Genomic DNA, 21636 nt, shown 5'->3' with positions numbered 1-21636 from the left:
ATGGTCGGGCTGTTCGCCGGGATCGGCGGGCTCGAGCTCGGCCTCGGCAGGCACGGCTGGCATACCGAACTGCTGTGCGAAATCGAGCCCGGGGCCCAAGGCGTGCTCGCCGCTCGTTTCCCGGACGTGCCGCTGCATTCCGACATCACCCGGCTGCGGGCAATCCCGGCGGGAACGGAACTGGTCGCGGCGGGATTTCCGTGCCAGGACCTCTCTCAGGCAGGCCGCACCGCGGGCATCACCGGCACCCGTTCCGGTCTGGTCGACGAAGTGTTCCGGCTGGTGCGTCGCAAACGCGGCCCGCGCTGGCTGGTGATCGAGAACGTGCCGTTCATGCTGCAACTGGGCCGTGGCGCGGCCATGCGGCACATCACCGGCGCGCTCGACGAACTCGGCTACACCTGGGCCTACCGCGTGGTGGACGCCCGCGCCTTCGGGCTGCCGCAACGCAGGCAGCGGGTGGTGATGCTGGCCTCGCGCACCGAGGACCCGCGCGGGGTGCTGTTCGGCGAGGACGCCGGTCCCCGCACGATCGGCGATCCCGCGATCGATCCGTGCGGCTTCTACTGGACCGAGGGGGTGCGCGGCCTCGGCTGGGCGGTGAACGCGGTGCCGACGCTGAAGGGCGGCTCCGCGCTCGGCATCGCGAGCCCGCCCGCGGTGCGGCTGCCGTCCGGGGAGATCGTCACGCCCGGCATCGCCGACGCCGAACGCCTCCAGGGCTTCGACGCCGGCTGGACAGCGCCCGCGACCGAACTGCCGGGCATCAGGAAGGGCCACCGCTGGAAGCTGGTCGGCAACGCGGTGAGCGTGCGGATGGCGTCCTGGGTGGGGTCGCGGCTGGCCGCTCCGCTCGAGCCGATCTCCGGAGATCAACCGCTGGCGCCGGGCACGCCGTGGCCGGTCGCCGCGTGGGGGCACGCCGGTGTGGCCTATCGCGTGCCGGTCTCGACGTGGCCGGTGCACGAGCCGTACGAGGATCTGGCCGGCTTCCTCACCGACGCGCAGCTGCTCTCCGCGCGCGCGACGGCCGGGTTCCTCCGCCGCACCACCATGGGCAGTCTGCGTTTCCCGCCCGGCTTCCTGGCCGATGTGGAAAGTCATCTGGACCGGATGGGCGGTTGGGCGGCATGAACCGGCCGACTACCGACGCGGCCACCAGCGCGCGGATGGCGCGCCAACGTCGCACCGGAACCGACCCCGAACTCGCGCTGCGCCGGGAACTACATCGCCGCGGGCTGCGCTACTTCGTCGACCGCGCACCCATCCGCGGCCAGCGCAGGCGCGCCGACCTGGTCTTCCCGCGCCGCCGCGTCGCGGTCTACGTCGACGGCTGTTTCTGGCACCGGTGCCCGCAGCACGCCACCGATCCGAAGAACAACGCCGAATGGTGGGCGGCCAAACTGGCGGGCAACGTGGCCCGCGACCGCGCCACCGACGCGGCGCTCGCCGCGGCGGGATGGCGCGTGGTCCGCGTCTGGGAGCACGAGGATCCCGTCAGCGCGGCCGACCGAGTCCAGTCGACGTTGTCAGCGGTGCCGGACCCGCACCAGTGAACGCGGAGCGTGTGCGGCCAGATAACCGGACATCACCATCACGGTGATGACCGCGATTCCGGCGGCGGCAGTCGCGAAACCGAGCATGGGAACCTCCTCGAGTTGCAGCTGTCGTCCAGCGTGCCGGGCGTAGCTGACAAGACCCTGTGTGCCGGATGGTAGTGACGTGTGCGGCCTGCCGCTGTCCGGCGCGCTCTAGCAAACAGCACAATGGGGACGTGACGGGTGGCTCGGAGAACGCCGTTCGGCGCGTACGACCGGTATCGGTGCTGGTCGCCGCGGCGATCGCCATCGCGGGGCTGTGCTATTCGTCCTGGCTGCTGCAGTTCGTGCTGCCCATCGATCTCGACCCGGTCGACACCTTCCTCAGCGAACTGGACGCCGAGGGCAAGCCGTACCGTGAAGTTTTCGCGACCGCGGACCTGATCGTCGGGGCCGTGCTCATGCCCGCGGCGATCGCGGGGCTGCTGTCGTTCCCGCGCCGCCGACCGACCGACGTCGGCTGGATCGCGCTGTTCTGCTTCGGCGCGGCGACCATCGCCGACGTCCTGCTGCCGCTGCGTGACTGCACGCCGGGGGAGAGCGGATGCGGCGGCCCGAGCGAGCTGTTCCCGCAGCTGCACCAGCCGCACGCGCTGACGAGCACGCTGGCGGTCACCGCGATCGCGGTCGCCGCCTTCACCTTCAGCCTCGCCGCGTTCCGCTATCGACGCTGGCGGGTACTACGTGAATTCGGCTCGGTCGTGCTGGTGGCCGGTGCGCTGGCAACGGTGTGGATGCTGGTGGCCGACAACCTGCCGGGGAATTACGCCCTCGGGATCGCCCAGCGGATCCAGGTCGGATCGATGTCCTTGTGGCTGATCACCCTGACCGTCGCGGTCATCGTGGAGGACCGGCGACTGCCGCGCCGGGGGCCGTGCGATGCTGTCGCCCATGAGTGATCGCGTGAACATCTCCTCGGGTTCGGAATTCGAGGACATCGTCGGCTACTCGCGGGCGGTCCGGCTCGGCGATGTCATCGCGGTCAGCGGGACCACGGCCTCGGCCCCCGGCGGCACGGCTGTCGGCGGCGACGACATCGGCGAGCAGACCAGGGAGACCCTGCGGCGCATCGGCTCCGCGCTGGAGGAGGCGGGCGCGAGCCTGGCCGACGTCGTGCGCACCCGCATCTTCGTCACCGACATCGCCCGCTGGCCCGAAGTCGCCAAGGCGCACGCCGAAGTGTTCGGCGAGATCCGCCCCGCCACGGCGATGTACGAGATCAAAGGTCTGATCACCCCGGCCCTGCTGGTCGAGATCGAGGCCGACGCGATCGTCAGCGGGTAGGAACGTTTTCGGACCCGCCCCGTCGTTCGCGGCGGACCGGACCGAGCCTCGCTAGGGTCGAAACCGTGACCACCGCCTCGCAGACCCCCGTGCAACTCGACACCGTCGCCGAGGCGACCACGCGCCTGCTCGACACCATCCGCGGACTCGGTGAGAGCGCCGTCGCCGAGCCCTCCTTGCTCCCCGGCTGGACCCGCGGCCACGTCCTCGCGCACCTGGCCCGCAACGCCGACAGCCTGGTGAACCTTCTGCTGTGGGCGCACACCGGCGTCGAGATCCCGCAGTACGCCAGCGCTTTCCTACGCGACGCCGACATCGAGGCCGGCGCGCCCCGCCCACTTGCCGAGCAACTCGCCGACAACGAGGCCGCCGCCACCCGTTTCCTCGGGCTGGCCCGCTCCCTCACCGACGATGCGTGGCGAGCACAGGTCCGCACCCGCCAGGGACGCCCCATCCCCGCGACCGAAGTCCTGTGGATGCGTCTGCAAGAGGTCGAAATCCACCACGTAGACCTCAACGCGGCCTACTCGCCCGCCAACTGGCCTGCCCCTTTCGTCGCCCGCATCCTCCCCCAAGCGGCCGCCGACCTCACCCGCCTCACGGCCGACACCGCACCCTCCTTCACCATCCAGGCCACAGACACCGACTACACCGCCACCATCGGCGCTTCCCCCACCCACACCATTTCCGGCCCCGCCTCCTCCCTCGCCGCCTGGCTCCTCGGCCGCACCCCCGGCACCGACCTCACCGGCGACCTCCCACCCCTCCCCGCCTGGAAGTGACCAGCAAGTGGCACACCGCCGCGGCATCGGCCGAGAAGACCCCTCCGTGGTGTGCCACTCGTGAGCATCGGTGCGCAATTAGTCACTCGACGCTTTCGGCCGCAGGCGGAGACGCACGAGCAAGCTGGTGGTGACCAGCCCGAATATGGATCGTCCGCCACCTCGGGCGGGTGAGTCCTTTTCGCACGCGAACCAGACCTGGAAATTGGCCGGGTTGACCGGAAGCGAGATGTGCTCGTGCGTGATCGCCCAGGCACCGTCCGTCCGTCGCAGACAGACTGTCTCGCGCACCCAGATCGGCAGGTCGATCCCGCCGCGACGCTTGCCAGAGTCCAAGTGGAGCATGTGGGCGAAAGCCGTGTCTCCAGCTGTGCTCACCGTCAAATCGTGAGTTTCCAAGCCGATGGGCCCGATGTACCCGTCGAACCATCGCACAAAGTTGCGGCGCACTTCATCGGGACCCGTGAATCGCAGCGGCGCCACGGCATCGTAATAGACGATGTCTGGTGAATAGAAGGACATGAGGCGATCGATGTCCTTGGACCGCTGTGCGTCGGTGCGGCTCTCCAGGAACGCTCTGACCTGGGCTTCATGCGAAATCATCGGGTCTCCGTTCGAGATTCCTCGGCGGCAGCCGCTTACCTGGCAGCCGACCCCGTGCTTGCAGTAATCCGACGATGTAGCCCGGACGAATGTGAGGCGCCACCCCGGCATCACCGCGATACAGCGCAAGGTGCGAAGCAGAAGCGCTGTGTGCCGCGTACCAGCGGAGGCAGTGCCCAGATTCCCGCTACCGCGGCACGGCGCAGAGTCAGAGATGCGAGAAGACCCCTCCGCTGCTACCGGAGGGGCCTTCTACCTGCGTGCGCCCGAAGGGATTCGAACCCCTAACCTTCTGATCCGTAGTCAGATGCTCTATCCGTTGAGCTACGGGCGCATGTGTTATTCAGTTGTACCCGGTTTCCCGGGCGTGGCGGAGGCGAGAGGATTTGAACCTCCGGTCCCCGTGAAGGGACAACTCATTAGCAGTGAGTCCCATTCGGCCGCTCTGGCACGCCTCCTGGAGCCTTCTCTTCGAGGGCACCGGTCCTTTCGAACCGCCGAGCAGAAAGGTTACAGGAGCTACCGTCCAGATCACAAAACGGCTGGTCAGCGCAGGTTACTGTCGAACCAATCGAAGATTCTGGTCTGCGAATCGACCGCATCCCCGTCGTCGGCCTCGGAGGTGTCGGCACGGTGGTGCAGGCCGGGGTAGGTGACCACCAGGCTGGCGACCGCGGCGCGGGCGGTCGCGTCACGTAGCTCGTCGACCTGGGCAGGCGGGGTGGCCGGGTCGTCCGCGCCGAACAGGCCGAGCCACGGCGCCTGCAGGTGGGGAGCGGCGCGCACGAGGGCGTCGGCCTGATCGGTCAGCGGCTCGGTGATGCCGTGCGCCGCGACGCTCACCGCGGCGCCGATCGGACGATTGGTCGCGACCAGGAACGCGGCGGTGCCCGCGGAATCGAAGCCGAGCACGCCGATGGTGTCGGGGAACACCCCGCGCCGGGTGAGCCAGTCGAAGCAGGCGTCGAAGTCTTCGAACAGCTCGTCACCGAAGACCCCGACACCGGGGTCCTCGTCCTCCCGATGGAAGAGTTTGGGCGCGATGACGGTCCACCCTTCGCCGGCCAGCGCGTTCATCAGGTCGCGTAACGCGCCGGTGAACTCGCGCGACTCGTGCAGCACCACGATCCCGCCGCGGGCGTTTCCTTCCGGCTCCACCACTGTGATGGGCACCTGCCCACCGCTGGCCGGCCGCTCGTCTTCCTGGTCGCTACCCCGCAGCGGGGCCATATCGTCGTAGGTGCCCGACATGAAACCAGCGTAGGGCGAGTTGCTGATCTGCGGTAGAAATTGCACGTGAGGGCCTATAACCCAGAGAATTTCCGGTACGCCGATCGGGTCCGCGACGGCGCGGATTAGGGTTGGAGTGTGACAGCGCAGATCCGGCCGGACCTCGAATCGATCCCGGCGTACACCCCCGGCCGCAGCAATCCAGGCGCAGTCAAACTGGCCAGCAACGAGACGACCGTCGGGCCGCTGCCCGCCGCCGCCAAGGCCATCGCCGAGGCGGCCGAACTGGCGAACCGGTATCCGGACAACCAGGTCACCGAGCTGCGGACGGCGCTGGCCGAGTTCCTCGGCGTCGGCTACGACAATGTCGCGGTGGGCTGCGGCAGCGTCGCGCTCTGCCAGGAACTGGTGCAGATCACCTGCTCGTCCCCGTCCGACGAGGTGCTGTTCGCGTGGCGCTCGTTCGAGGCCTACCCGATCGTCACCAGGGTGGGCAACGCCACCGCCGTGCAGGTCCCGCTCACGCCCGGGCAGGTGCACGATCTGGACGCGCTGGCCGCCGCCGTCACGGAGCGGACCAAGTTGGTCTTCGTCTGCAACCCGAACAACCCGACCGGGACCGCCGTCGGCAAAACCGAGCTGGTCCGGTTCCTGGACGCGGTGCCGTCGCACGTGCTGGTGGTGCTGGACGAGGCGTACTACGAGTACGTGCGGCTGGCCGACCATCCCGACGGCGTCGAGATCGGCCGCACCAGGCCCAATGTGGTTGTGTTGCGCACCTTCTCCAAGGCATACGGCCTGGCCGGCCTGCGGGTGGGCTACGCGGTGGGCGCCCCGGCCGTGATCACGGCGCTGCTGAAGGTGCACATCCCGTTCAGCGTGAACCGGCTCGCGCAGGCGGCGGCGATCGCGTCGCTGGAGTCGCGCCACGAATTGCTGGATCGCACCGACTTTCTGGTCACCGAACGCGAACGGGTGCGCGACGCGCTGGTAGCGCTGGGGTACCCGGTGCCCCCGAGTGAGGCGAACTTCGTCTGGCTGCCGCTGGGTGCGCGCAGCGCCGAGTTCGGCGAGGCCAGCGCCGCCGCCGGGGTGCTGGTGCGCCCGTACGGAACCGACGGGGTGCGCGTCACCATCGGCGACCCGCACGAGAACGATCTTTTCCTGAGCTTCGCCGGTGCGCCGGAGGTGCTCGCCCGGTTCCTGCCTTAGCGGACCCCGATCGCGGGCGCGATCGTCGGCCAGGAGAGGGCGAGTTCGTCCTCCCAGTACGGCCAGGAGTGCGTGCCGGTGGCCCGGAAGTGGGCGGTGATCGGGATGCCGAGCGACCGCAGCCGGTCGGTGAGCCGCCGGGTGCAGGCGTTGGTGGCGGCCTCCAGCGGCCCGCCGAACGTGATGGCGCTGGGCAGGTCGACGTTCGGCGTTCCGGGCACGTCGTGCACGCCGGGCAGGCCGCTGCCCACCGACAGATAGATGGTCTTGCCGCGCAACGCGTCCGCGTGCAGGGTGACGTCGTGCGCCAGCCAGGCCGGGTCGTCCTGCTTGCCGAACATGTTGTCCGGCTCGCCCATGTAGGTGGCCACCACGGCGCGCGCCTGCGCCTGGCCGATGTCGGTGCCCATCGAGAAGCAGCCGCTGTGCGCCGCGATCGCCTTGTAGAGCGCCGGCTGCCGGAACGCGAGCATCATCGCGGCCTCCGCGCCCATGGAGACGCCCATGACCGCGTTGGTGCCGTTGCCGTCGAACTTCGCGTCGATCAGCGGGGGCAGCTCCTTGGTCAGGAACGTCTCCCACTTGTTGGTCCCGAGCACCGGGTCGGGCTGCTGCCAGTCGGTGTAGAAGCTGGCCGGACCGCCGACGGTGAGCACGACGTTGACGTCCTTGTCCGCGTAGAAGCGGTCGGCGTGCCCGAGTTCGGTCCAGTTGTTGCTGTCGGGGCTCGCGCTACGGCCGTCGAGCATGTACACGGTGGGCCGGGGCCGCGACTGATCGCGCGGCAGCAGCACCTGCACCTCGACCACCCGGCTCATCGCGGGCGAAGCGACGTACACGCGCAGCCACCGATCGTTGATCGGTTCGATGCGCTCTATCCGTGGAGTGGAAGGTTGCTTGCTGGTCGGCTCGGCCGGGCCGGGGCCGTCGGCCGATCCGGTATTCACCGGCGGCGTTTTGCCGGGCGCCGCCGTGACCTGCGGGGCACCGAAGGACACCGCACCGGAGACGAGTGCGGCACTGATCAAGGCGCTGGAAAGCCAACGCCGCACCCCGCGGCGACACAGCATGCGAACCATCCTGCCAGAGACGTCGAGGGTGGACCGAAGCCCGTTGTCTTGTCGAGGAGTACGACCGCGCTCACCGTACGGCCAGACCGTCCTGCCAGCGCCGCTCCATACCGGCGAAACGCCACACCGCGATGGCGACCGCCCAGGTGAGCACGAACAGCCCGACGATGATGAAGCCGAGATCGCCCAAATCGAGATTCCCGATCCAGGCGAGGACGCCCGATTCCACCTCGAGCCGCTCGGCGAAGATCGAGATGATCTCCTGCCCGCCGACCAGCAGGGCCACCGCGACCGACAGTCCCGTGATCACCAGGTTGTAGTAGATCTTGCGCACCGGCCTGGCGAAGGCCCAGTCGTAGGCGAAGCTCATGAAGGAGCCGTCCAGCGAGTCGAACAGCGCCATGCCCGCCGAGAACAGCACGGGCAGCACGAGGATGGAATACCAGGGCAGCCCGGTGGCCGCCGCGCCGCCCGCGATCACCAGCAGCCCGACCTCGGTGACGGTGTCGAAGCCGAGGCCGAACAGCACGCCCACCGGATACATGTGCCTGGGCCTGCGAACGAGGCCGATCACCGGCCGCAGCACCCGGTTGAGCAGGCCCCGGCTGTCCAGCTGCCTTTCCAGCTGCGCCTCGTCGTACTCGCCGCGGCGCATCTGCCGGAACACCCGCCAGATCCCCGCCAAGGACGCCAGATTGAGCAGGCCGATCAGGATCAGGAACGCGCCGGAGACGCTGGTGCCCCACAGGCCGGTCCAGCGTTGCAGAGCCGAATCCTCGTCTTCCAAGCCGGCCGCCAGTGCTCGGACGCCGAACGCGAGCGACGCCACGAGCACGAACACCACCGTGGAGTGGCCCAGTGCGAACCAGAAGCCGACCGTCTGAACCCTCTTCTTCCCGCTCTCCGCCACCAGTTTCCGCGTGGTGTTGTCGATCGCGGCGATATGGTCGGCGTCGAACGCGTGCCGCATACCGAGCGTGTACGCCGTCACTCCGAGGCCCACGCCGAACACCGAACCCTCGATCACATAGTGATTCGGCGCGACGAACAGCAGGAGCGTCCCCCAGCCGAGGACGTGCAGGGCGACGACGGTGACGGCCATACCGATGACACTGCGCACGAGCGAACCCCTCACCCCCCGAAAAGCAGACGCGTCAACGATACTCGACACCACTTGTCCCGGTTCGCGTCTCCGGCCGATCCAGCAAATCCAGCAAATCGTGGCACACCATCAGCACACCGGTCGTACGCTGAGCGCCGGGCCTTTTCCGGGTATCGAACTAGGACGGGCATGATCGGGCATTCGCACCGCTGGCGTCGAGGTCACCGCGTTGCGCTGCGGCGCGCGATGCGGACCGGCCGCCCGGTTCGCAGTCGCGACAGCCCTTCCGTCATCCCGGCGAGGCGTGCGCGGAGGCTATTTCGTGGCATCGGCCTCGTGCGCCTTCGCGAACCCCGCGACGCCGGCGGTACCGGCGCGAATTCGCTGCTTGATTCTTCTGTTCCGTCGCAGGATCCATGCCCGACCGGAGAAAACCGTGAATCCAGTGCCACCCGCCTACTCGCTCGAGCACGAATCGAACACAACCGCTTGTCTTCCCGATCTGGAACGCCGAATGCGGGAGTGCGACGAGTTCTTCCGGCTGCCGGAACTGGCGCACCTGAGCCGCCAGCGCAGGCGCAGCGCGCTGGAGCAGCTCGAAATGACCGGCACCTATCTCCAGACCGCCGAGGAGATCCTGATCGGAGCCAAACTCGCGTGGCGTAATCACGCCCGCTGCGTGGGCCGTAAGCACTGGCGCTCGCTGAGATTGCTCGACGCCCGGCGGGTTCGCACGGCGCGTGATCTCGCAGAGGTCTGCTGGCAACACCTGCACATGGCCACCAATGGCGGCGCGATCCAGTCGATGATCACCGTGGGGCCGCCGCGGCAGCCGGACGGGCGCGAGTTCCGCATCGTCAGCCCGCAGATCATCCGCTACGCGGGCTATCGCAACGGAGACGGCACGGTCACCGGCGACGCCGCCAACGTCGAGCTCACCGAATTCGCCATGAAACTCGGGTGGCGCGGCGCCGGAACGCCTTTCGACATCCTTCCGCTGCTGATCAGCACACCGGACGAGCCGATCCGCTGGTTCGACATCCCGCCCGAGCTCGCGCGCGAGGTGGAACTCGAGCACCCGGAGTTCGAGTGGTTCGCCGGTCTGGGCCTGCGCTGGCACGCACTGCCCGCTGTGTCCGACATGAATCTCGAGGTCGGCGGCATGACCTACCCGTTCGCGCCGTTCAACGGCTGGTACCTGGGCGCGGAAATCGGCGCGCGCAATCTCAGCGACGCCAACCGCTACAACATCCTTCCGCTGATCGCGGAGATGATGTGCCTGGACACCAGGGCCGAACGCAACCTCTGGCGTGATCAGGCGCTGGTGGAACTCAACCGCGCGGTGCTCTACAGCTTCCGCAAGTCCGGCGTGTACATCGTCGACCACCACACGGTGGCCAAACAGTTCTGCGATCACGTCAAGCGGGAAGAAGCCGCGGGCCGCGCCTGCCCCACCGACTGGTCCTGGATCAACCCACCGATCTCCTCCGGGCTGACTCCCACCTTCCACCGCTACTACGACCCGCCCGACATGGACATCCGCCCGAACTTCGTCCGCAGGGACTTCGCGGCGGACCTGGGGTTGTAACCATTGCGGAACGAGCCGCCGCGAATGCTCTCCATGAGCATGGGTCGCCCAGCGAGTGGAGCGGAGACGGAGGGATTTGAACCCCCGGTCGCTCTCGCGACGCTCGCTTTCAAGGCGAGTGCATTCGGCCGCTCTGCCACGTCTCCAGGGACCCGATCGTAGCGGACGGATCAGCCGGAGTGCTTGCCGATTTCCTCGTCGACGCGTTCGAAGACTTCGCCGATCACCTCGAGCTGGGCCGGGGCGAGCAGATCGATGAAGTGACGGCGGACGGCTTCCACGTGGCCGGGCGCGGCGGCTTGCAGGCGGCGCAAGCCCTCGTCGGTGAGTTCGGCCAGCACGCCGCGGCCGTCCTCCAGGCAGGTGTTGCGGCGCACCATCTGCTGCGCCTCCAGCCGCCGGATCTGATGGGTCAGCTTGCTGCGCGAGGACAGCACGCCGTCGGCCAGCTCGCTCATCCGCAGCGAGCGGTCGGGCGCCTCGGAGAGCAGGACCAGGATGCGGTATTCGGCGACGGTCAGGTCGCTGTCCCGTTGCAATTGACGATTCAGCGCCGTCATCAAACGCTGGTGGCCGTCCATGTAGGCGCGCCACGCGCGCTGCTGCGCCGGGGTGAGCCAGCGTGGCTCGGCCAGGACGCGACCGCTCGGTTCGGGATGCACGGTGGCCATTCTATGCGTGGCGAACTGGGGAAATGGGCAACTCTCGCAGGTCAGCGCACCGTGGACAGCAGTGCGCGGTTCACCTCGGCCGGACTGGTGCACCCGGAGAGGCCGAGCGCGGACTCGAAGTCGGCCAGCAGCGCCCGCAGCGCGTGCCGGACGCCCGCGGCTCCCGCCAAGCCGAGACCGTACGCCCACGGCCGCCCGTACAGCACCGCCTTCGCGCCCAAGGCCAGCGCGACGAGCACGTCCGAACCGGTGCGCAGCCCGGAGTCGAACAGCACGTCGGCGCGGTCGCCGACGGTGGCGACCACCGCCGGGAGCGCGTCCAGCGCCGCGATCGAGCCGTCCACCTGGCGGCCGCCGTGATTGCTCACCACCACCGCGTCCGCGCCTGCGTCCACCACCTGGCGCGCGTCGTCGGGATGCAGGATGCCCTTCACCGCGATCGGGAGGTCGGTCCATTCGCGCAGCCGGGCGAGATCGGCGGGCCGCAACGTGTGGTTGCCGAACAGCCCCACCCAGGTGAGGATCGCCGTCCGCATCGCCTCCTCGCTCTCCTCCGGCGCAGCGGGCAGCTTGGCCCGGAACACCGGGTCCGACAGATAGTTGGCGATGCCCTTGCCGTGCAGGAACGGCAGGTGGGCCTGTTCCAGGTCGCGCGGCCGCCAGCCGAGGGTGGGGGTGTCCACGGTGACCACGATCGCCGAGGCCCCGGCCCGCTCGGCACGCCGGACGAAGGAGCAGGCCAGTTCGTCGTCGGCGGGCCAGTACAGCTGGTACCACCACGCACCGGCCGCCGCGCCGACGTCTTCTATGGTCGAGGAGGCCGCGGTGGACAGCACGGTGCCGATGCCGAGTTCCGCGGTCACTTCGGCCGCGATCACCTCGCCGCCCTCGTGCAGCAGTTCGAGGACGCCGATCGGCGCGGTGAGCACGGGCGCGGCCAGTTTCGTGCCGAGCACTTCGACGGACAGATCGCGGGCGCCGGGCCCGGTGGAGCCGCGCAGCATCCGCGGCAGGATGCGGTATCGGTCGAAGGCGGACCGGTTGGCCGCGGCGGTGCGCTCGGCGGACGCGCTACCCGCGACATACGCGAAAGCGGCCGGATCCAGCCTCTGCTGTGCGAGCGACTCCAAACCCGCGGTGGTCATGGGCAACTCGGGCGTGGAACCACCCAGCCCAGCCAAGTAGATCTCGTTCTGGAAATCGATGAAGCCGCCACTCACCACCGGAACGGTAGTCCGTGACGCCGGTCACCGCAGGCCGCTTGCCCGATTGCGTTTGCGCAGAGTGTTTCCGTCCGGGCTCCGGGTGCGGCACGCCGACGCCGGGGGGCAGCGCGCAGCCGTCGGCGCGCGCGGAGCAGTATGGCACGGTGCGCGCTATAGATCTGAAAGGTTCCGGCGGCCCCGAAGTCATGTCTCTTGCCGAGGTGCCGGATCCGAAGCCCGGCCACGGCGAAGTGCTGATCGAGGTGGCCGCGGCGGGCGTCAACCGGGCCGATCTGCTGCAGCGTCAGGGCTACTACCCGCCCCCGCCGGGAGCCAGCCCGCTCCTGGGTCTCGAATGCTCCGGTGTGATCGCCGAGATCGGCGACGGAGTGCGCGAGTGGACGGTCGGCGATCGTGTCTGCGCGTTGCTGTCCGGCGGCGGTTACGCCGAGCGTGTCGTCGTGCCCGCGACCCAGGTGCTTCCCGTCCCGGACGACCTCGATCTCGGCGCGGCGGCGGGGCTGCCCGAGGCGGCGGCGACCGTGTGGTCGAACCTGGTGATGACCGCCCAGCTGCGGTCCGGCCAGCTGCTGTTGATCCACGGCGGCGGCAGCGGCATCGGCACGCACGCCATCCAGGTCGCCAAGGCGCTCGGCGCGCGCGTCGCGGTGACCGCCGGGTCGGCGGAGAAGCTGGCGCGCTGCGCGGAGCTCGGCGCGGACGTGCTGATCAACTACAAGGAGGACGACTTCGTCGCCGCCGTGCGCGCCGAGCGATCGGGCGCGGGCGGCCCCGGCGCGGACGTCATCCTCGACAATATGGGCGCGGTCTACCTGGGGCGCAACGTCGACGCGCTGGCCGAGCACGGCCGCCTCGTGGTGATCGGCATGCAGGGTGGCGTGACCGCCGAACTGAATCTGGGTGTGCTGTTGCGCAAGTGGGGCACCGTCCACGCCACCAACGTGCGCGCGCGGCCCGCGACCGGGGTCGGCAGCAAAGCGGAAATCGTGGCGGAGGTGCACCGGCAGCTGTGGCCGCTGATCGCCGACGGCACGGTCGCGCCCGTCATCGCGGCCGAAGTGCCGATCGAGGAGGCCGCCGAAGCGCACCGGCTGCTGGACTCCGGCGAGGTGTTCGGCAAGGTGGTGCTGCGGGTGGCGGGGCTGTGAGCGCCGCTCACTCCAGCGCGAGCAGTGCCCTGCCGAGCTGATCGATCTCGAACTTGGTGGTGTAGGGCGCGAGACCGATGGTCACCGCGCCGCCCTCGTCGTTGACGCCGAGCGCGTCCAGCAGCCTGCTGCCGCCGTGCACGCCGCTCACCGTGCCGATCCGGTTGTCCGCGAGCTTGGCCGCGACCTTCTCCGCCTGCATGCCCGCGAGCGTGAAGCTGACCGTGGGGATGCGGGTGGAGGCGCGGCCGATCACGGTGAGCCCGGGAATCGAGTCCAGCACGCTCATCAAGTGCTCGAACAGCTGGTCGTGGTAGTCCTGCAGCGAGGTGATCGACATCTCCAGGCGCTCGCGCCGGGTGCCGTGCGCCCGCTCGTCCAGTCCGGCCAGGAAGTCGATGGAGGTGGTCAAACCCGCGAGCAGCGCGTATTGGTGCCCACCGACCTCCAGCCGTTCGGCGCCCTTCGCATAGGGGTTCAACGACATGGACGGGATCCGGTCCAGGAACGCCGGGTCACGGAAGACCAGCGCGCCGATCTGCGGACCGCCCCATGCCGGCGCGCTCAGCGCGACGACGTCGGCGTTCAGTTCGTCGATGTCGATCAGCGCGTAGGGCGCGGCGCCGAACGCGTCGGCCACCAGCAGGCCACCCACCTCGTGCACCCGGTCCGCGGCCACCCGCACGGCGGGCGCCGAACCGACGATCGGCGAAGCCGCGGTCAGCGCGACCAGTCGCGCGGTGGGGCCGATAAGCTCCTCGAACTGCCAGGACGGCATCTCGCAGGTCTCGATCTCCACCTCGGCCCAGCGCACGTGCGCGCCGTAGCGGTTGGCGATGCGCAGCCACGGCGCGACGTTCGCTTCGTCGTCCAGCCGGGAGAGCACGATGCCGGTGCCGAGGCCCAGCCGCGAACTCAGCGATTCGGCGAGCCAGGCCAGCAGGACCGCGCGGTCGGGGCCGAGGACGACGCCCGCCGGGTCACCGCCGACGAGGTCGGCGACGGCCTCGCGCGCCGCGTCCAGAATCGCCGCGCTGCGCACCGCCGCGCCGTTGCGGCCGATATGCGAGAAGGAGGAAGTCCGGAAACCCGTCGAAACAGCGCGGGACACCGCGTCCGGAACCAACATGCCCGATTGCGGGTCCAGATGGATCCAGCCGTCGCCCAGGGACGGTATCAGGCCCCGAACCCTCGCGACGTCGTAAGTCATGCTGGCCACTCTAAGGGCAGCGGGCGAGCCTGTGTAACCGCGTTCCCCTCCACATCGTGGCGGGAGCACAGCGACCTGCGACTCAGCATGGCGACCGACTTTCGAGAAATCCGAACCACACGACCCGAACAGAATAGAACGCCAGGCCCGAGCGGCGGAGCGGACCGGCGGCGCGCGCCGGAGCGTGCCGCGACGCCCGGCCTCGGAGCACCGGCTTAGCGCGTTCGGGCCGGACACGACATGATAGGGACCATGACGCACTCGGACGAGGCACCGGACCACATCGTCGTTGTCGGACCCGACGGCAGGCCGTTGGCCATCCCCGCGGCGGCCGGATCGGAGGCGCCCTTCACCGCGCAGGTGGTGACCGACGATGACAAGGACAAGTCGGACGACCGGGACGACTCCGGCGAATCGCTCGCCGACATGGTCGAGCAGCCCGCGAAGGTCATGCGGATCGGCACGATGATCAAGCAGCTGCTCGAGGAGGTGCGCGCGGCTCCGCTGGACGAGGCCAGCCGCAATCGCCTCAAGGAGATCCACACGTCCTCGGTGCGGGAGCTGGAGCAAGGGCTCGCCCCCGAACTGCGGGAGGAACTCGAACGGCTCACCCTCCCGTTCACCGACGAAGGCGTGCCGTCCGACGCCGAGCTGCGGATCGCGCAGGCGCAGCTGGTCGGCTGGCTGGAGGGCCTGTTCCACGGCATCCAGACCGCGCTGTTCGCCCAGCAGATGGCCGCGCGCGCCCAGCTCGAACAGATGCGCCAGGGCGCGTTGCCGCCCGGCATCCACGCCGCCGACCCGCGCGGCGGCCAGCCGAGTCACGTCACCGGCGGTTCCGGCCAATACCTGTGAGCGTGTGCCACGCGGTGGCGCGAAGCCGCAAGGGTAGTCTCGTGCACCGTGCCCGCCGCTGCCGCTCGCTCCGACTCGGTCAACGACCCGAGTGCGGTGCGTCCTGAAGAGAGCTCAGTTGGTTCCGATGACCAAGCGCGTTCAGATGACAGCTCGCCGTCCGAATCGGCCGAGCACACGGCGCCGTCCGGCGACGACTCCCAGGAGCGTCCGGTGAGCGCGACCACGCCCGAGGCGCAGACTCTGCACGCCGGGGCCACCGTCGCGAAGATCGTGCCGGACTCCCAGACGTTCCGCCGTGCGTTCCAGGACTTCGCCGGTGGCTTCGCGCAGCGTGAACTGTGGCTGTCGCTGGGCTGGCAGGACATCAAGCAGCGCTACCGCCGCTCGGTGCTCGGCCCGTTCTGGATCACCATCGCCACCGGCTTGCAGGCCGTGGCGATGGGCGTGCTGTACGCGGCGCTGCTCGGCCAGCCGCTGCGCGAGTATCTGCCCTACGTCACGGTGGGGCTGATCATCTGGAACGTGATCAGCGCAAGCATCCTGGAGGGCTCGGAGGTCTTCATCGCCAACGAGGGCCTGATCAAGCAGCTTCCCTCGGCGCTGAGCGTGCACGTCTACCGGCTGGTGTGGCGGCAGCTGCTGTTCTTCGCCCACAACATGGTGATCTACCTGGTGATGCTCGCCGCGTTCGGCGTGTGGCGCCATCTCGGGGTGGCCAGCCTGATGGCGATCCCGGCCATCGCGCTGATCTTCCTCAACTCCATGTGGGTATCGATCGTGTTCGGCATCTTCAGCACGCGCTACCGCGATATCGCGCCGATTCTCGGCAGCACCACGCTGATGCTGTTCGTGCTGACGCCGGTCATGTGGACGACGAAGACCCTGCAATCGCAGATCACCGGCGACCGCGCGAAACTGGCCGAACTCGTGCCGACATTCCACTATCTCGAAATCGTCCGGGCGCCGTTGCTCGGCGAACCGCAGGAGCTGCGGCACTGGCTGGTCGTCGGCGCGATCACCCTGGTGGGTTGGATCGTCGCGATCCTGGCCATGAAGCAGTACCGTTCGCGCGTACCGTACTGGGTATAGGAGCGCCCCCGATGAGTCGTGTGAGTATCGAGACCCAGGAAGCCTGGGTCGAATTCCCGATCTTCGACGCCAAATCGCGGTCGCTGAAGAAGGCGTTCCTCGGCAAGGCGGGCGGCGCGATCGGACGCAATCAGTCCGACGTCGTGGTGGTCGAGGCCCTGCGGGACATCAACCTGTCGCTGAAAGAGGGCGACCGGGTCGGCCTGGTCGGGCACAACGGCGCGGGCAAATCGACGCTGCTGCGCCTGCTTTCGGGCATCTACGAGCCCTCGCGGGGCAGTGCGCGCATCCGTGGGCGGGTGGCGCCGGTGTTCGATCTCGGCGTCGGCATGGATCCGGAGATCTCCGGCTACGAGAACATCATCATTCGCGGCCTGTTCCTCGGGCAGACGCGCAAACAGATGCTGTCGAAGATCGATGAGATCGCGGATTTCACCGAACTCGGCGAATACCTGTCCATGCCGCTGCGCACTTATTCCACCGGTATGCGCGTGCGCCTGGCGATGGGCGTGGTCACCTCGATCGATCCCGAAATCCTGCTGCTCGACGAGGGGATCGGCGCCGTCGACGCGGAATTCATGAAGAAGGCCCGGCTGCGGTTGCAGTCCTTGGTCGCACGGTCCGGCATCCTGGTTTTCGCCAGCCATTCCAACGAATTCCTCGCGCAGCTGTGCGATACCGCCCTGTGGATCGACCACGGCCAGATCCGGTTGCGCGGGGGCATCGAAGAAGTGGTGCGAGCCTACGAGGGGCCGGAGGCGGGGAATCACGTCGCGACCGTGCTGCGCGAAATGGAAGCCGAACGGGCCGGGACAGACCAGCGAGAATTGGAGCGGAATCAAGCATGAGCGGTCAGGCCCGGAGGCGGCGGCGAAGCGTGACCACGGAGGGTCCCGCTCGTGCAGGAAAGGCCGCAGCATGAGTGAGCCGACCGGGACCGAATCCGCTGGAACGAACTCCGGTGCGCAGCAGCGGATCGTGGCCGTCGTCGTCACGCACAAGCGCCGCGAGCTGCTCGCGGAGTCGCTGAAGGTCGTCACGTCCCAGTCCCGGCCGGTGGATCACCTGATCGTGGTCGACAACGGCAACGAGCCGGAGGTCGCCGATCTGGTGCGCGATCAGCCGGTGGAGTCCACCTACCTGGGTTCGGCGCACAACCTCGGCGGCGCGGGCGGGTTCGCGCTCGGCATGCTGCACGCGTTGAGCATCGGCGCGGATTGGGTGTGGCTCGCCGACGACGACGGCAGGCCCGAGGGCCCCGACGTGCTGTCCACGCTGCTGGACTGCGCGAACCGGCACGGCTTGGTCGAGGTATCGCCCGTGGTCTGCGACATCGATGAACCCGACCGCCTCGCCTTCCCCCTGCGCCGCGGCGTGGTCTGGCGCCGGCTGCGCTCGGAACTCGGCGACGACGACTTCCTGCCCGGCATCGCCTCACTGTTCAACGGCGCGCTGATCTCCGCGCGCGCGGTCGACGTGATCGGGGTGCCGGACCTGCGCCTGTTCGTGCGCGGCGACGAGGTCGAGGTGCATCGCAGGCTGGTGCGCTCCGGGCTGCCGTTCGGCACCTGCCTGCAGACGGCGTACCTGCATCCCAACGGGGCGGCCGAGTTCAAGCCGATCCTCGGCGGCCGGATGCACACGCAGTACCCGGACGATCCGGTGAAGCGCTACTTCACCTACCGCAACCGCGGCTACCTGATGTCCCAGCCGGGCATGCGGAAACTGCTTCCCCAGGAATGGGTCCGCTTCTCCTGGTTCTTCCTCGTCACCCGCCGCGATCCGGCCGGCCTGCGCGAATGGTTCCACCTACGCTCCCTCGGCCGCCACGAGCAGTTCGGCAAACCCGACTGAGTCCGGCGGGCCGGCGTGTCGAGTCGGGGATGCGCGAGGCGCTTTCCGATCGAATCGGAAATTCGGTTGCGCGGAGCAGGGACCGGGTGCGAAGGTGAGCGGAGCTGCGAGAGAGGTAAGGAGGTGTGGACCGTGACGAGGAACGTTCGGGTTGTCGTGTCTTGGCGAGCTGACCTCCGTCGTGCCGCCACACGAAATTCCCCCTCAATCTCCGCTCGCTGAACCCCTTCTCGGGTTCGGCGCCCGACGAAGGACTCCTTCCACAATGGTCGACTACGACCTTCTCGTCCCTTACGGCTGGACCGAAGCCGTTTCCACCAGCTACGCCGCGCTGATCGAGGAAGACTGCGTGCCCGCGCGCGTGATTCGCATGGATCGCAGTGAATGCGACGCGATTACGCCGAACGGGCTCGCCCGCGTCCGCTGCCCGCGCCCGGATTCCGAGGTCAGCGGGTTGTGCACCGGCGACTGGGTGACCGTCGACGCCACCTCGGCCGTGCGGCGGCTGCTTCCCCGCCGGTCCGCGATCGTGCGCTCGTCGGTATCCGGCCGGTCGCAGGGCCAGGTGCTCGCCGCCAATGTCGACACCGTATTGATCTGCACCGCCGCCGACGGCGATGTGGATCTCGGCCGCATCGAACGCATGCTCGCGCTGGCCTGGGAGAGCAACGCCCAGCCGATCGTGCTGCTCACCAAGGCCGACGCGGCCGACGACGTCCCGCTCGACGAGGTGCGCGCCGTCGCGCCGGGCGCTGCCGTGCTCGAGGTGAGCGCGAATACCGGCCTGGGGCTGGACGTGCTCACGGCGATGCTCGACGGCACCGTCGCGCTGCTCGGACCCTCCGGTGCTGGGAAGTCGACCCTCGCCAACGCACTGCTCGGCGCGGAGGTCTTCGCCACCAACTCCGTGCGCGACACGGACAAGAAAGGCAGGCACACCACGGTGCACCGGGAACTGCGCCCGTTGCCCGGCGGCGGCACCCTGATCGATACGCCGGGGCTGCGCGGCGTCGGATTGTGGGATGCGGGCGAAGGAATCGAGAAGACCTTCAGCGACATCGAATCCCTTGCCGCGCAGTGCCGTTTCGGCGATTGCGCGCACCACGGCGAGCCGGGGTGCGCGGTGCGGGAGGCGATCGACAGCGGCGAGCTGACCCAGCGCAGGCTCGACAGCTACAACAAGCTGGCCCGGGAGAACGAATGGATGCGGGCGCGCACCGACAAACGATTGCAGGCCGAGCGCCAGCGGGCGTGGCGGGGCATCGTCAAACAGCAGCGCCGGATGTACCAGGAGCGGAACTCGGGACGCTGATCGAGCGAGGGGCACGGTAGGGTGCCCCTCGCATCGTTCGCTATCTGGGAGGGATAGATGAGTCAACCCGGCGGGTACCCGCCACCCGGTCAGCAGCCCGGCCCCTGGCCCGGGCAGCCGACGTTCGGTCAGCAGCCGCCGGTCGGCCAGTACCCGCCTCCGCAGGCGCCCGCGCAGTACGCGCCGCCCGCGGGGCAGCATCCGAGCCAACCGCACCTCGCCCAACCGCAGGCGGGCCAGCCGCCGTACGGGCAGCCTGCGCCGCAATTCGCCCAGCCCGCACCGCAATACGGTCAGCCGCAGCCGTACGGCCAGCCACAGCAGTTCGGGCAGCCGCAACCGTATGGGCAACCGCAGCAATTCGGTCAGCCCGGCTACGGTCAGCCTGCCGATCCGCCGGGCATCACCATCGACGCCTCGTACTCGCTGTGGACGTTCATGCTCGCGCTGACCAAGCCGAAGATCCTGGTCAACGGCCAGCGGGTGCCCAACACCCGCTGGGGCGCGAACCACATCCCGGTCGGACCCGGCCAGTACCACGTCCGGGTCACCACCCCGTGGTTGTTCGACATGGGTCAGGCGAACGTCACCGTGCCGATCGCCGAGGGACAGGCGACCCGGTTCTACTACAAGCCGCCGGTGGTGATCTTCCTCAACGGCGCGATCGGACCTGTTCCGCAGAAGGCGCCGGGCATGGTGTTCCTGTACATCGTCTGGGCCCTGGTCGCAGTGATGTTCCTGCTGAACATCGTCCTGATCGCCTCGGTCTGAATCGAGAGGGCACCGGCGACCGGTGCCCTCTCTTCGCCCCTCCTATGCAACTAGTTGCATAGCACGCGGGTTTACGCTTAGTCTGCAAGCGCGCGTACAGCTGCGGGCCGCTGCCTGCGGCGGAAACGAAGGAGCAGGTCAGATGACGGAACCCGGATCCAAGCCGCTGGCGGGACGAACGATGATCATGTCCGGTGGCAGCCGCGGCATCGGGCTGGAAATCGCCAAGCGGGCCGCGGCCGACGGCGCCAACATCACGCTGATCGCGAAGACCGACCAGCCGCATCCCAAGCTGCCTGGCACCATCCACACCGCCGCCGCGGAGCTCGAGCAGGCGGGCGGGCAGGTGCTGCCGTTCGTGGGCGACGTCCGCATCGACGAGTCGGTGGCCGAGGCGGTGCGTCAGACGGTCGAGCGCTTCGGCGGCATCGACATCGTGGTGAACAACGCCTCCGCGATCGACCTGTCCCCCACGGACGCACTGCCGATGAAGAAGTACGACCTGATGCAGGACATCAACTGCCGGGGCAGCTTCTTGTTGTCCAAGCTGAGCATCCCGCATCTGCGCGAATCGGCGAGGGCCGGGCGCAACCCGCACATCCTCACCCTGTCCCCGCCGCTGAATCTGGACCCGAAGTGGGCGGGCATGGCGCTGGGCTACACCATCGCCAAGTACGGCATGTCGCTGACCACGCTCGGGCTGGCCGAGGAACTCGAGGGCGACGGCATCGGCGTCAACTCGCTGTGGCCGCGCACCACCATCGCCACGGCGGCGGTGAAGAACCTGCTCGGCGGCGAGGAGATGGTCTCCACCTCGCGCACCCCCGACATCTACGCCGACGCCGCCTACCTGGTGCTCACCTCGCCCGGCAAGGAGACCAGCGGCAACTTCTTCATCGATGACGAGGTCCTCGCCGCCCACGGCATAACCGACCTCGACAAGTACCGCGTCACCCCGGGTCACGGCGAACTCACCACCGACCTGTTCTTGTGACGCTCGCTTCTGCGCGGAGATGTCCTAGAACCCT

Annotated in this window: 22 protein-coding genes and 3 tRNA genes; 15 read left to right on the top strand and 10 right to left on the bottom strand. The window is 68.8% G+C overall.

Features of this window, described 5'->3' with window-relative positions:
• The 5 genes from QMG86_RS32810 (at position 1) to QMG86_RS32790 (ending at position 3664) form a co-directional block, all read left to right on the top strand.
• Complete coding sequence (locus QMG86_RS32810; protein ID WP_281881253.1) at positions 1–1134, top strand: DNA cytosine methyltransferase; 1134 nt, start codon at positions 1–3, stop codon at positions 1132–1134.
• Complete coding sequence (locus QMG86_RS32805; protein ID WP_281876766.1) at positions 1131–1556, top strand: very short patch repair endonuclease; 426 nt, start codon at positions 1131–1133, stop codon at positions 1554–1556. Before QMG86_RS32810 ends, QMG86_RS32805 begins: the two co-directional genes overlap by 4 nt.
• 218 nt (positions 1557–1774) lie before the next feature.
• A complete protein-coding gene (locus tag QMG86_RS32800; RefSeq protein WP_281876765.1) occupies positions 1775–2497 on the top strand; it encodes a DUF998 domain-containing protein in 723 nt (240 codons plus the stop codon).
• Positions 2490–2882: a RidA family protein gene (locus tag QMG86_RS32795; protein WP_281876764.1), complete on the top strand. Its 393-nt coding sequence runs from the start codon at positions 2490–2492 to the stop codon at positions 2880–2882. The genes QMG86_RS32800 and QMG86_RS32795 overlap by 8 nt, the downstream gene beginning before the upstream one ends.
• Positions 2883–2947: 65 nt before the next feature.
• Positions 2948–3664, top strand: coding sequence for a maleylpyruvate isomerase family mycothiol-dependent enzyme (locus tag QMG86_RS32790; protein WP_281876763.1), 717 nt, complete (start codon positions 2948–2950; stop codon positions 3662–3664).
• 78 nt (positions 3665–3742) lie between these two features.
• Here the strand turns inward: QMG86_RS32790 and QMG86_RS32785 are convergent, their stop codons facing one another.
• The 4 genes from QMG86_RS32785 to QMG86_RS32770 form a co-directional block, all read right to left on the bottom strand.
• The gene (locus QMG86_RS32785; protein WP_281876762.1) at positions 3743–4267 is read right to left on the bottom strand and encodes a YybH family protein; all 525 of its coding nucleotides are present in this window, start codon (positions 4265–4267) and stop codon (positions 3743–3745) included.
• A 261-nt stretch (positions 4268–4528) separates the two neighbouring features.
• Positions 4529–4601, bottom strand: a tRNA-Arg gene (locus QMG86_RS32780).
• 34 nt (positions 4602–4635) lie between these two features.
• Positions 4636–4725, bottom strand: a tRNA-Ser gene (locus tag QMG86_RS32775).
• An 88-nt stretch (positions 4726–4813) separates the two neighbouring features.
• On the bottom strand, positions 4814–5518 hold the full coding sequence (locus QMG86_RS32770) for a dienelactone hydrolase family protein (protein WP_281876761.1): 705 nt from the start codon (positions 5516–5518) through the stop codon (positions 4814–4816).
• Between the two features lie 117 nt (positions 5519–5635).
• On the opposite strand from QMG86_RS32770, the gene hisC reads away from it, so the two are divergent.
• Complete coding sequence (gene hisC, locus QMG86_RS32765; RefSeq protein WP_281876759.1) at positions 5636–6709, top strand: histidinol-phosphate transaminase; 1074 nt, start codon at positions 5636–5638, stop codon at positions 6707–6709.
• On the opposite strand, the gene QMG86_RS32760 is transcribed toward hisC, so the two are convergent.
• Positions 6706–7779 (bottom strand): alpha/beta hydrolase, encoded by a 1074-nt coding sequence (locus QMG86_RS32760; protein WP_281876758.1) that lies wholly within the window; start codon positions 7777–7779, stop codon positions 6706–6708. The genes hisC and QMG86_RS32760 overlap by 4 nt on opposite strands.
• Positions 7780–7849: 70 nt before the next feature.
• Positions 7850–8881: a Nickel transporter NicT gene (gene nicT / locus QMG86_RS32755; protein ID WP_281881251.1), complete on the bottom strand. Its 1032-nt coding sequence runs from the start codon at positions 8879–8881 to the stop codon at positions 7850–7852.
• 514 nt (positions 8882–9395) lie between these two features.
• Here nicT and QMG86_RS32750 point away from each other — a divergent pair.
• Positions 9396–10469 carry a nitric oxide synthase oxygenase gene (locus tag QMG86_RS32750; RefSeq protein ID WP_281881249.1) on the top strand — a complete coding sequence of 358 codons (1074 nt, stop codon included), beginning with the start codon at positions 9396–9398 and terminating at the stop codon, positions 10467–10469.
• A 61-nt stretch (positions 10470–10530) separates the two neighbouring features.
• On the opposite strand, the gene QMG86_RS32745 is transcribed toward QMG86_RS32750, so the two are convergent.
• The 3 genes from QMG86_RS32745 to QMG86_RS32735 all read right to left on the bottom strand — a co-directional run bounded on the left by QMG86_RS32745 (position 10531) and on the right by QMG86_RS32735 (position 12360).
• A tRNA-Ser gene (locus tag QMG86_RS32745) sits at positions 10531–10615 on the bottom strand.
• 24 nt (positions 10616–10639) lie between these two features.
• Entirely contained in the window at positions 10640–11050 is a 411-nt protein-coding gene (locus QMG86_RS32740) for a MarR family winged helix-turn-helix transcriptional regulator (protein ID WP_350356422.1), read from the bottom strand.
• A gap of 131 nt (positions 11051–11181) precedes the next feature.
• Positions 11182–12360 carry a lactate 2-monooxygenase gene (locus tag QMG86_RS32735; RefSeq protein ID WP_281876756.1) on the bottom strand — a complete coding sequence of 393 codons (1179 nt, stop codon included), beginning with the start codon at positions 12358–12360 and terminating at the stop codon, positions 11182–11184.
• Between the two features lie 149 nt (positions 12361–12509).
• On the opposite strand from QMG86_RS32735, the gene QMG86_RS32730 reads away from it, so the two are divergent.
• Positions 12510–13514: an NAD(P)H-quinone oxidoreductase gene (locus QMG86_RS32730; RefSeq protein ID WP_281876755.1), complete on the top strand. Its 1005-nt coding sequence runs from the start codon at positions 12510–12512 to the stop codon at positions 13512–13514.
• A 7-nt stretch (positions 13515–13521) separates the two neighbouring features.
• On the opposite strand, the gene QMG86_RS32725 is transcribed toward QMG86_RS32730, so the two are convergent.
• The gene (locus tag QMG86_RS32725; RefSeq protein WP_281876754.1) at positions 13522–14724 is read right to left on the bottom strand and encodes a cysteine desulfurase-like protein; all 1203 of its coding nucleotides are present in this window, start codon (positions 14722–14724) and stop codon (positions 13522–13524) included.
• Positions 14725–14976: 252 nt separating this feature from the next.
• Here QMG86_RS32725 and QMG86_RS32720 point away from each other — a divergent pair, with 252 nt between their 5' ends.
• The 7 genes from QMG86_RS32720 (at position 14977) to QMG86_RS32690 (ending at position 21602) form a co-directional block, all read left to right on the top strand.
• Positions 14977–15579, top strand: coding sequence for a bacterial proteasome activator family protein (locus QMG86_RS32720; RefSeq protein ID WP_281876753.1), 603 nt, complete (start codon positions 14977–14979; stop codon positions 15577–15579).
• A 213-nt stretch (positions 15580–15792) separates the two neighbouring features.
• On the top strand, positions 15793–16671 hold the full coding sequence (gene wzm, locus QMG86_RS32715; RefSeq protein WP_434085620.1) for a galactan export ABC transporter permease subunit Wzm/RfbD: 879 nt from the start codon (positions 15793–15795) through the stop codon (positions 16669–16671).
• An 11-nt stretch (positions 16672–16682) separates the two neighbouring features.
• On the top strand, positions 16683–17519 hold the full coding sequence (gene wzt / locus QMG86_RS32710; protein ID WP_063019080.1) for a galactan export ABC transporter ATP-binding subunit Wzt/RfbE: 837 nt from the start codon (positions 16683–16685) through the stop codon (positions 17517–17519).
• A 70-nt stretch (positions 17520–17589) separates the two neighbouring features.
• Positions 17590–18525, top strand: coding sequence for a galactofuranosyltransferase GlfT1 (glfT1, locus tag QMG86_RS32705; protein ID WP_281876751.1), 936 nt, complete (start codon positions 17590–17592; stop codon positions 18523–18525).
• A gap of 265 nt (positions 18526–18790) precedes the next feature.
• Positions 18791–19837, top strand: a complete 1047-nt coding sequence (rsgA, locus tag QMG86_RS32700) for a ribosome small subunit-dependent GTPase A (RefSeq protein WP_281876749.1) — start codon at positions 18791–18793, stop codon at positions 19835–19837.
• A 57-nt stretch (positions 19838–19894) separates the two neighbouring features.
• Positions 19895–20608, top strand: coding sequence for a PAT1 family protein (locus QMG86_RS32695; protein ID WP_236567058.1), 714 nt, complete (start codon positions 19895–19897; stop codon positions 20606–20608).
• A gap of 142 nt (positions 20609–20750) precedes the next feature.
• Positions 20751–21602 (top strand): SDR family oxidoreductase, encoded by an 852-nt coding sequence (locus QMG86_RS32690; protein ID WP_281876748.1) that lies wholly within the window; start codon positions 20751–20753, stop codon positions 21600–21602.
• The last annotated feature ends 34 nt before the right edge of the window (positions 21603–21636 follow it).

The sequence above is a fragment of the Nocardia sputorum genome, assembly GCF_027924405.1.
In the GTDB taxonomy this organism is placed as follows: Bacteria; Actinomycetota; Actinomycetes; order Mycobacteriales; family Mycobacteriaceae; genus Nocardia; species Nocardia sputorum.
The sequence above is the reverse complement of the archived record's forward strand: the minus strand, read 5'-3'. Positions and strand labels throughout refer to the sequence as shown.

Coding starts and splice junctions, on each gene's coding strand:
- QMG86_RS32810 (WP_281881253.1), top strand. CDS start 1: ATGGTCGGGCTGTTCGCCGGGATCGGCGGGCTCGAGCTCGGCCTCGGC.
- QMG86_RS32805 (WP_281876766.1), top strand. CDS start 1,131: ATGAACCGGCCGACTACCGACGCGGCCACCAGCGCGCGGATGGCGCGC.
- QMG86_RS32795 (WP_281876764.1), top strand. CDS start 2,490: ATGAGTGATCGCGTGAACATCTCCTCGGGTTCGGAATTCGAGGACATC.
- QMG86_RS32785 (WP_281876762.1), bottom strand. CDS start 4,267: ATGATTTCGCATGAAGCCCAGGTCAGAGCGTTCCTGGAGAGCCGCACC.
- QMG86_RS32770 (WP_281876761.1), bottom strand. CDS start 5,518: ATGTCGGGCACCTACGACGATATGGCCCCGCTGCGGGGTAGCGACCAG.
- QMG86_RS32760 (WP_281876758.1), bottom strand. CDS start 7,779: ATGCTGTGTCGCCGCGGGGTGCGGCGTTGGCTTTCCAGCGCCTTGATC.
- nicT (WP_281881251.1), bottom strand. CDS start 8,881: ATGGCCGTCACCGTCGTCGCCCTGCACGTCCTCGGCTGGGGGACGCTC.
- QMG86_RS32750 (WP_281881249.1), top strand. CDS start 9,396: ATGCGGGAGTGCGACGAGTTCTTCCGGCTGCCGGAACTGGCGCACCTG.
- QMG86_RS32740 (WP_350356422.1), bottom strand. CDS start 11,050: ATGGACGGCCACCAGCGTTTGATGACGGCGCTGAATCGTCAATTGCAA.
- QMG86_RS32725 (WP_281876754.1), bottom strand. CDS start 14,724: ATGACTTACGACGTCGCGAGGGTTCGGGGCCTGATACCGTCCCTGGGC.
- QMG86_RS32720 (WP_281876753.1), top strand. CDS start 14,977: ATGACGCACTCGGACGAGGCACCGGACCACATCGTCGTTGTCGGACCC.
- wzt (WP_063019080.1), top strand. CDS start 16,683: ATGAGTCGTGTGAGTATCGAGACCCAGGAAGCCTGGGTCGAATTCCCG.
- glfT1 (WP_281876751.1), top strand. CDS start 17,590: ATGAGTGAGCCGACCGGGACCGAATCCGCTGGAACGAACTCCGGTGCG.
- rsgA (WP_281876749.1), top strand. CDS start 18,791: ATGGTCGACTACGACCTTCTCGTCCCTTACGGCTGGACCGAAGCCGTT.
- QMG86_RS32695 (WP_236567058.1), top strand. CDS start 19,895: ATGAGTCAACCCGGCGGGTACCCGCCACCCGGTCAGCAGCCCGGCCCC.
- QMG86_RS32690 (WP_281876748.1), top strand. CDS start 20,751: ATGACGGAACCCGGATCCAAGCCGCTGGCGGGACGAACGATGATCATG.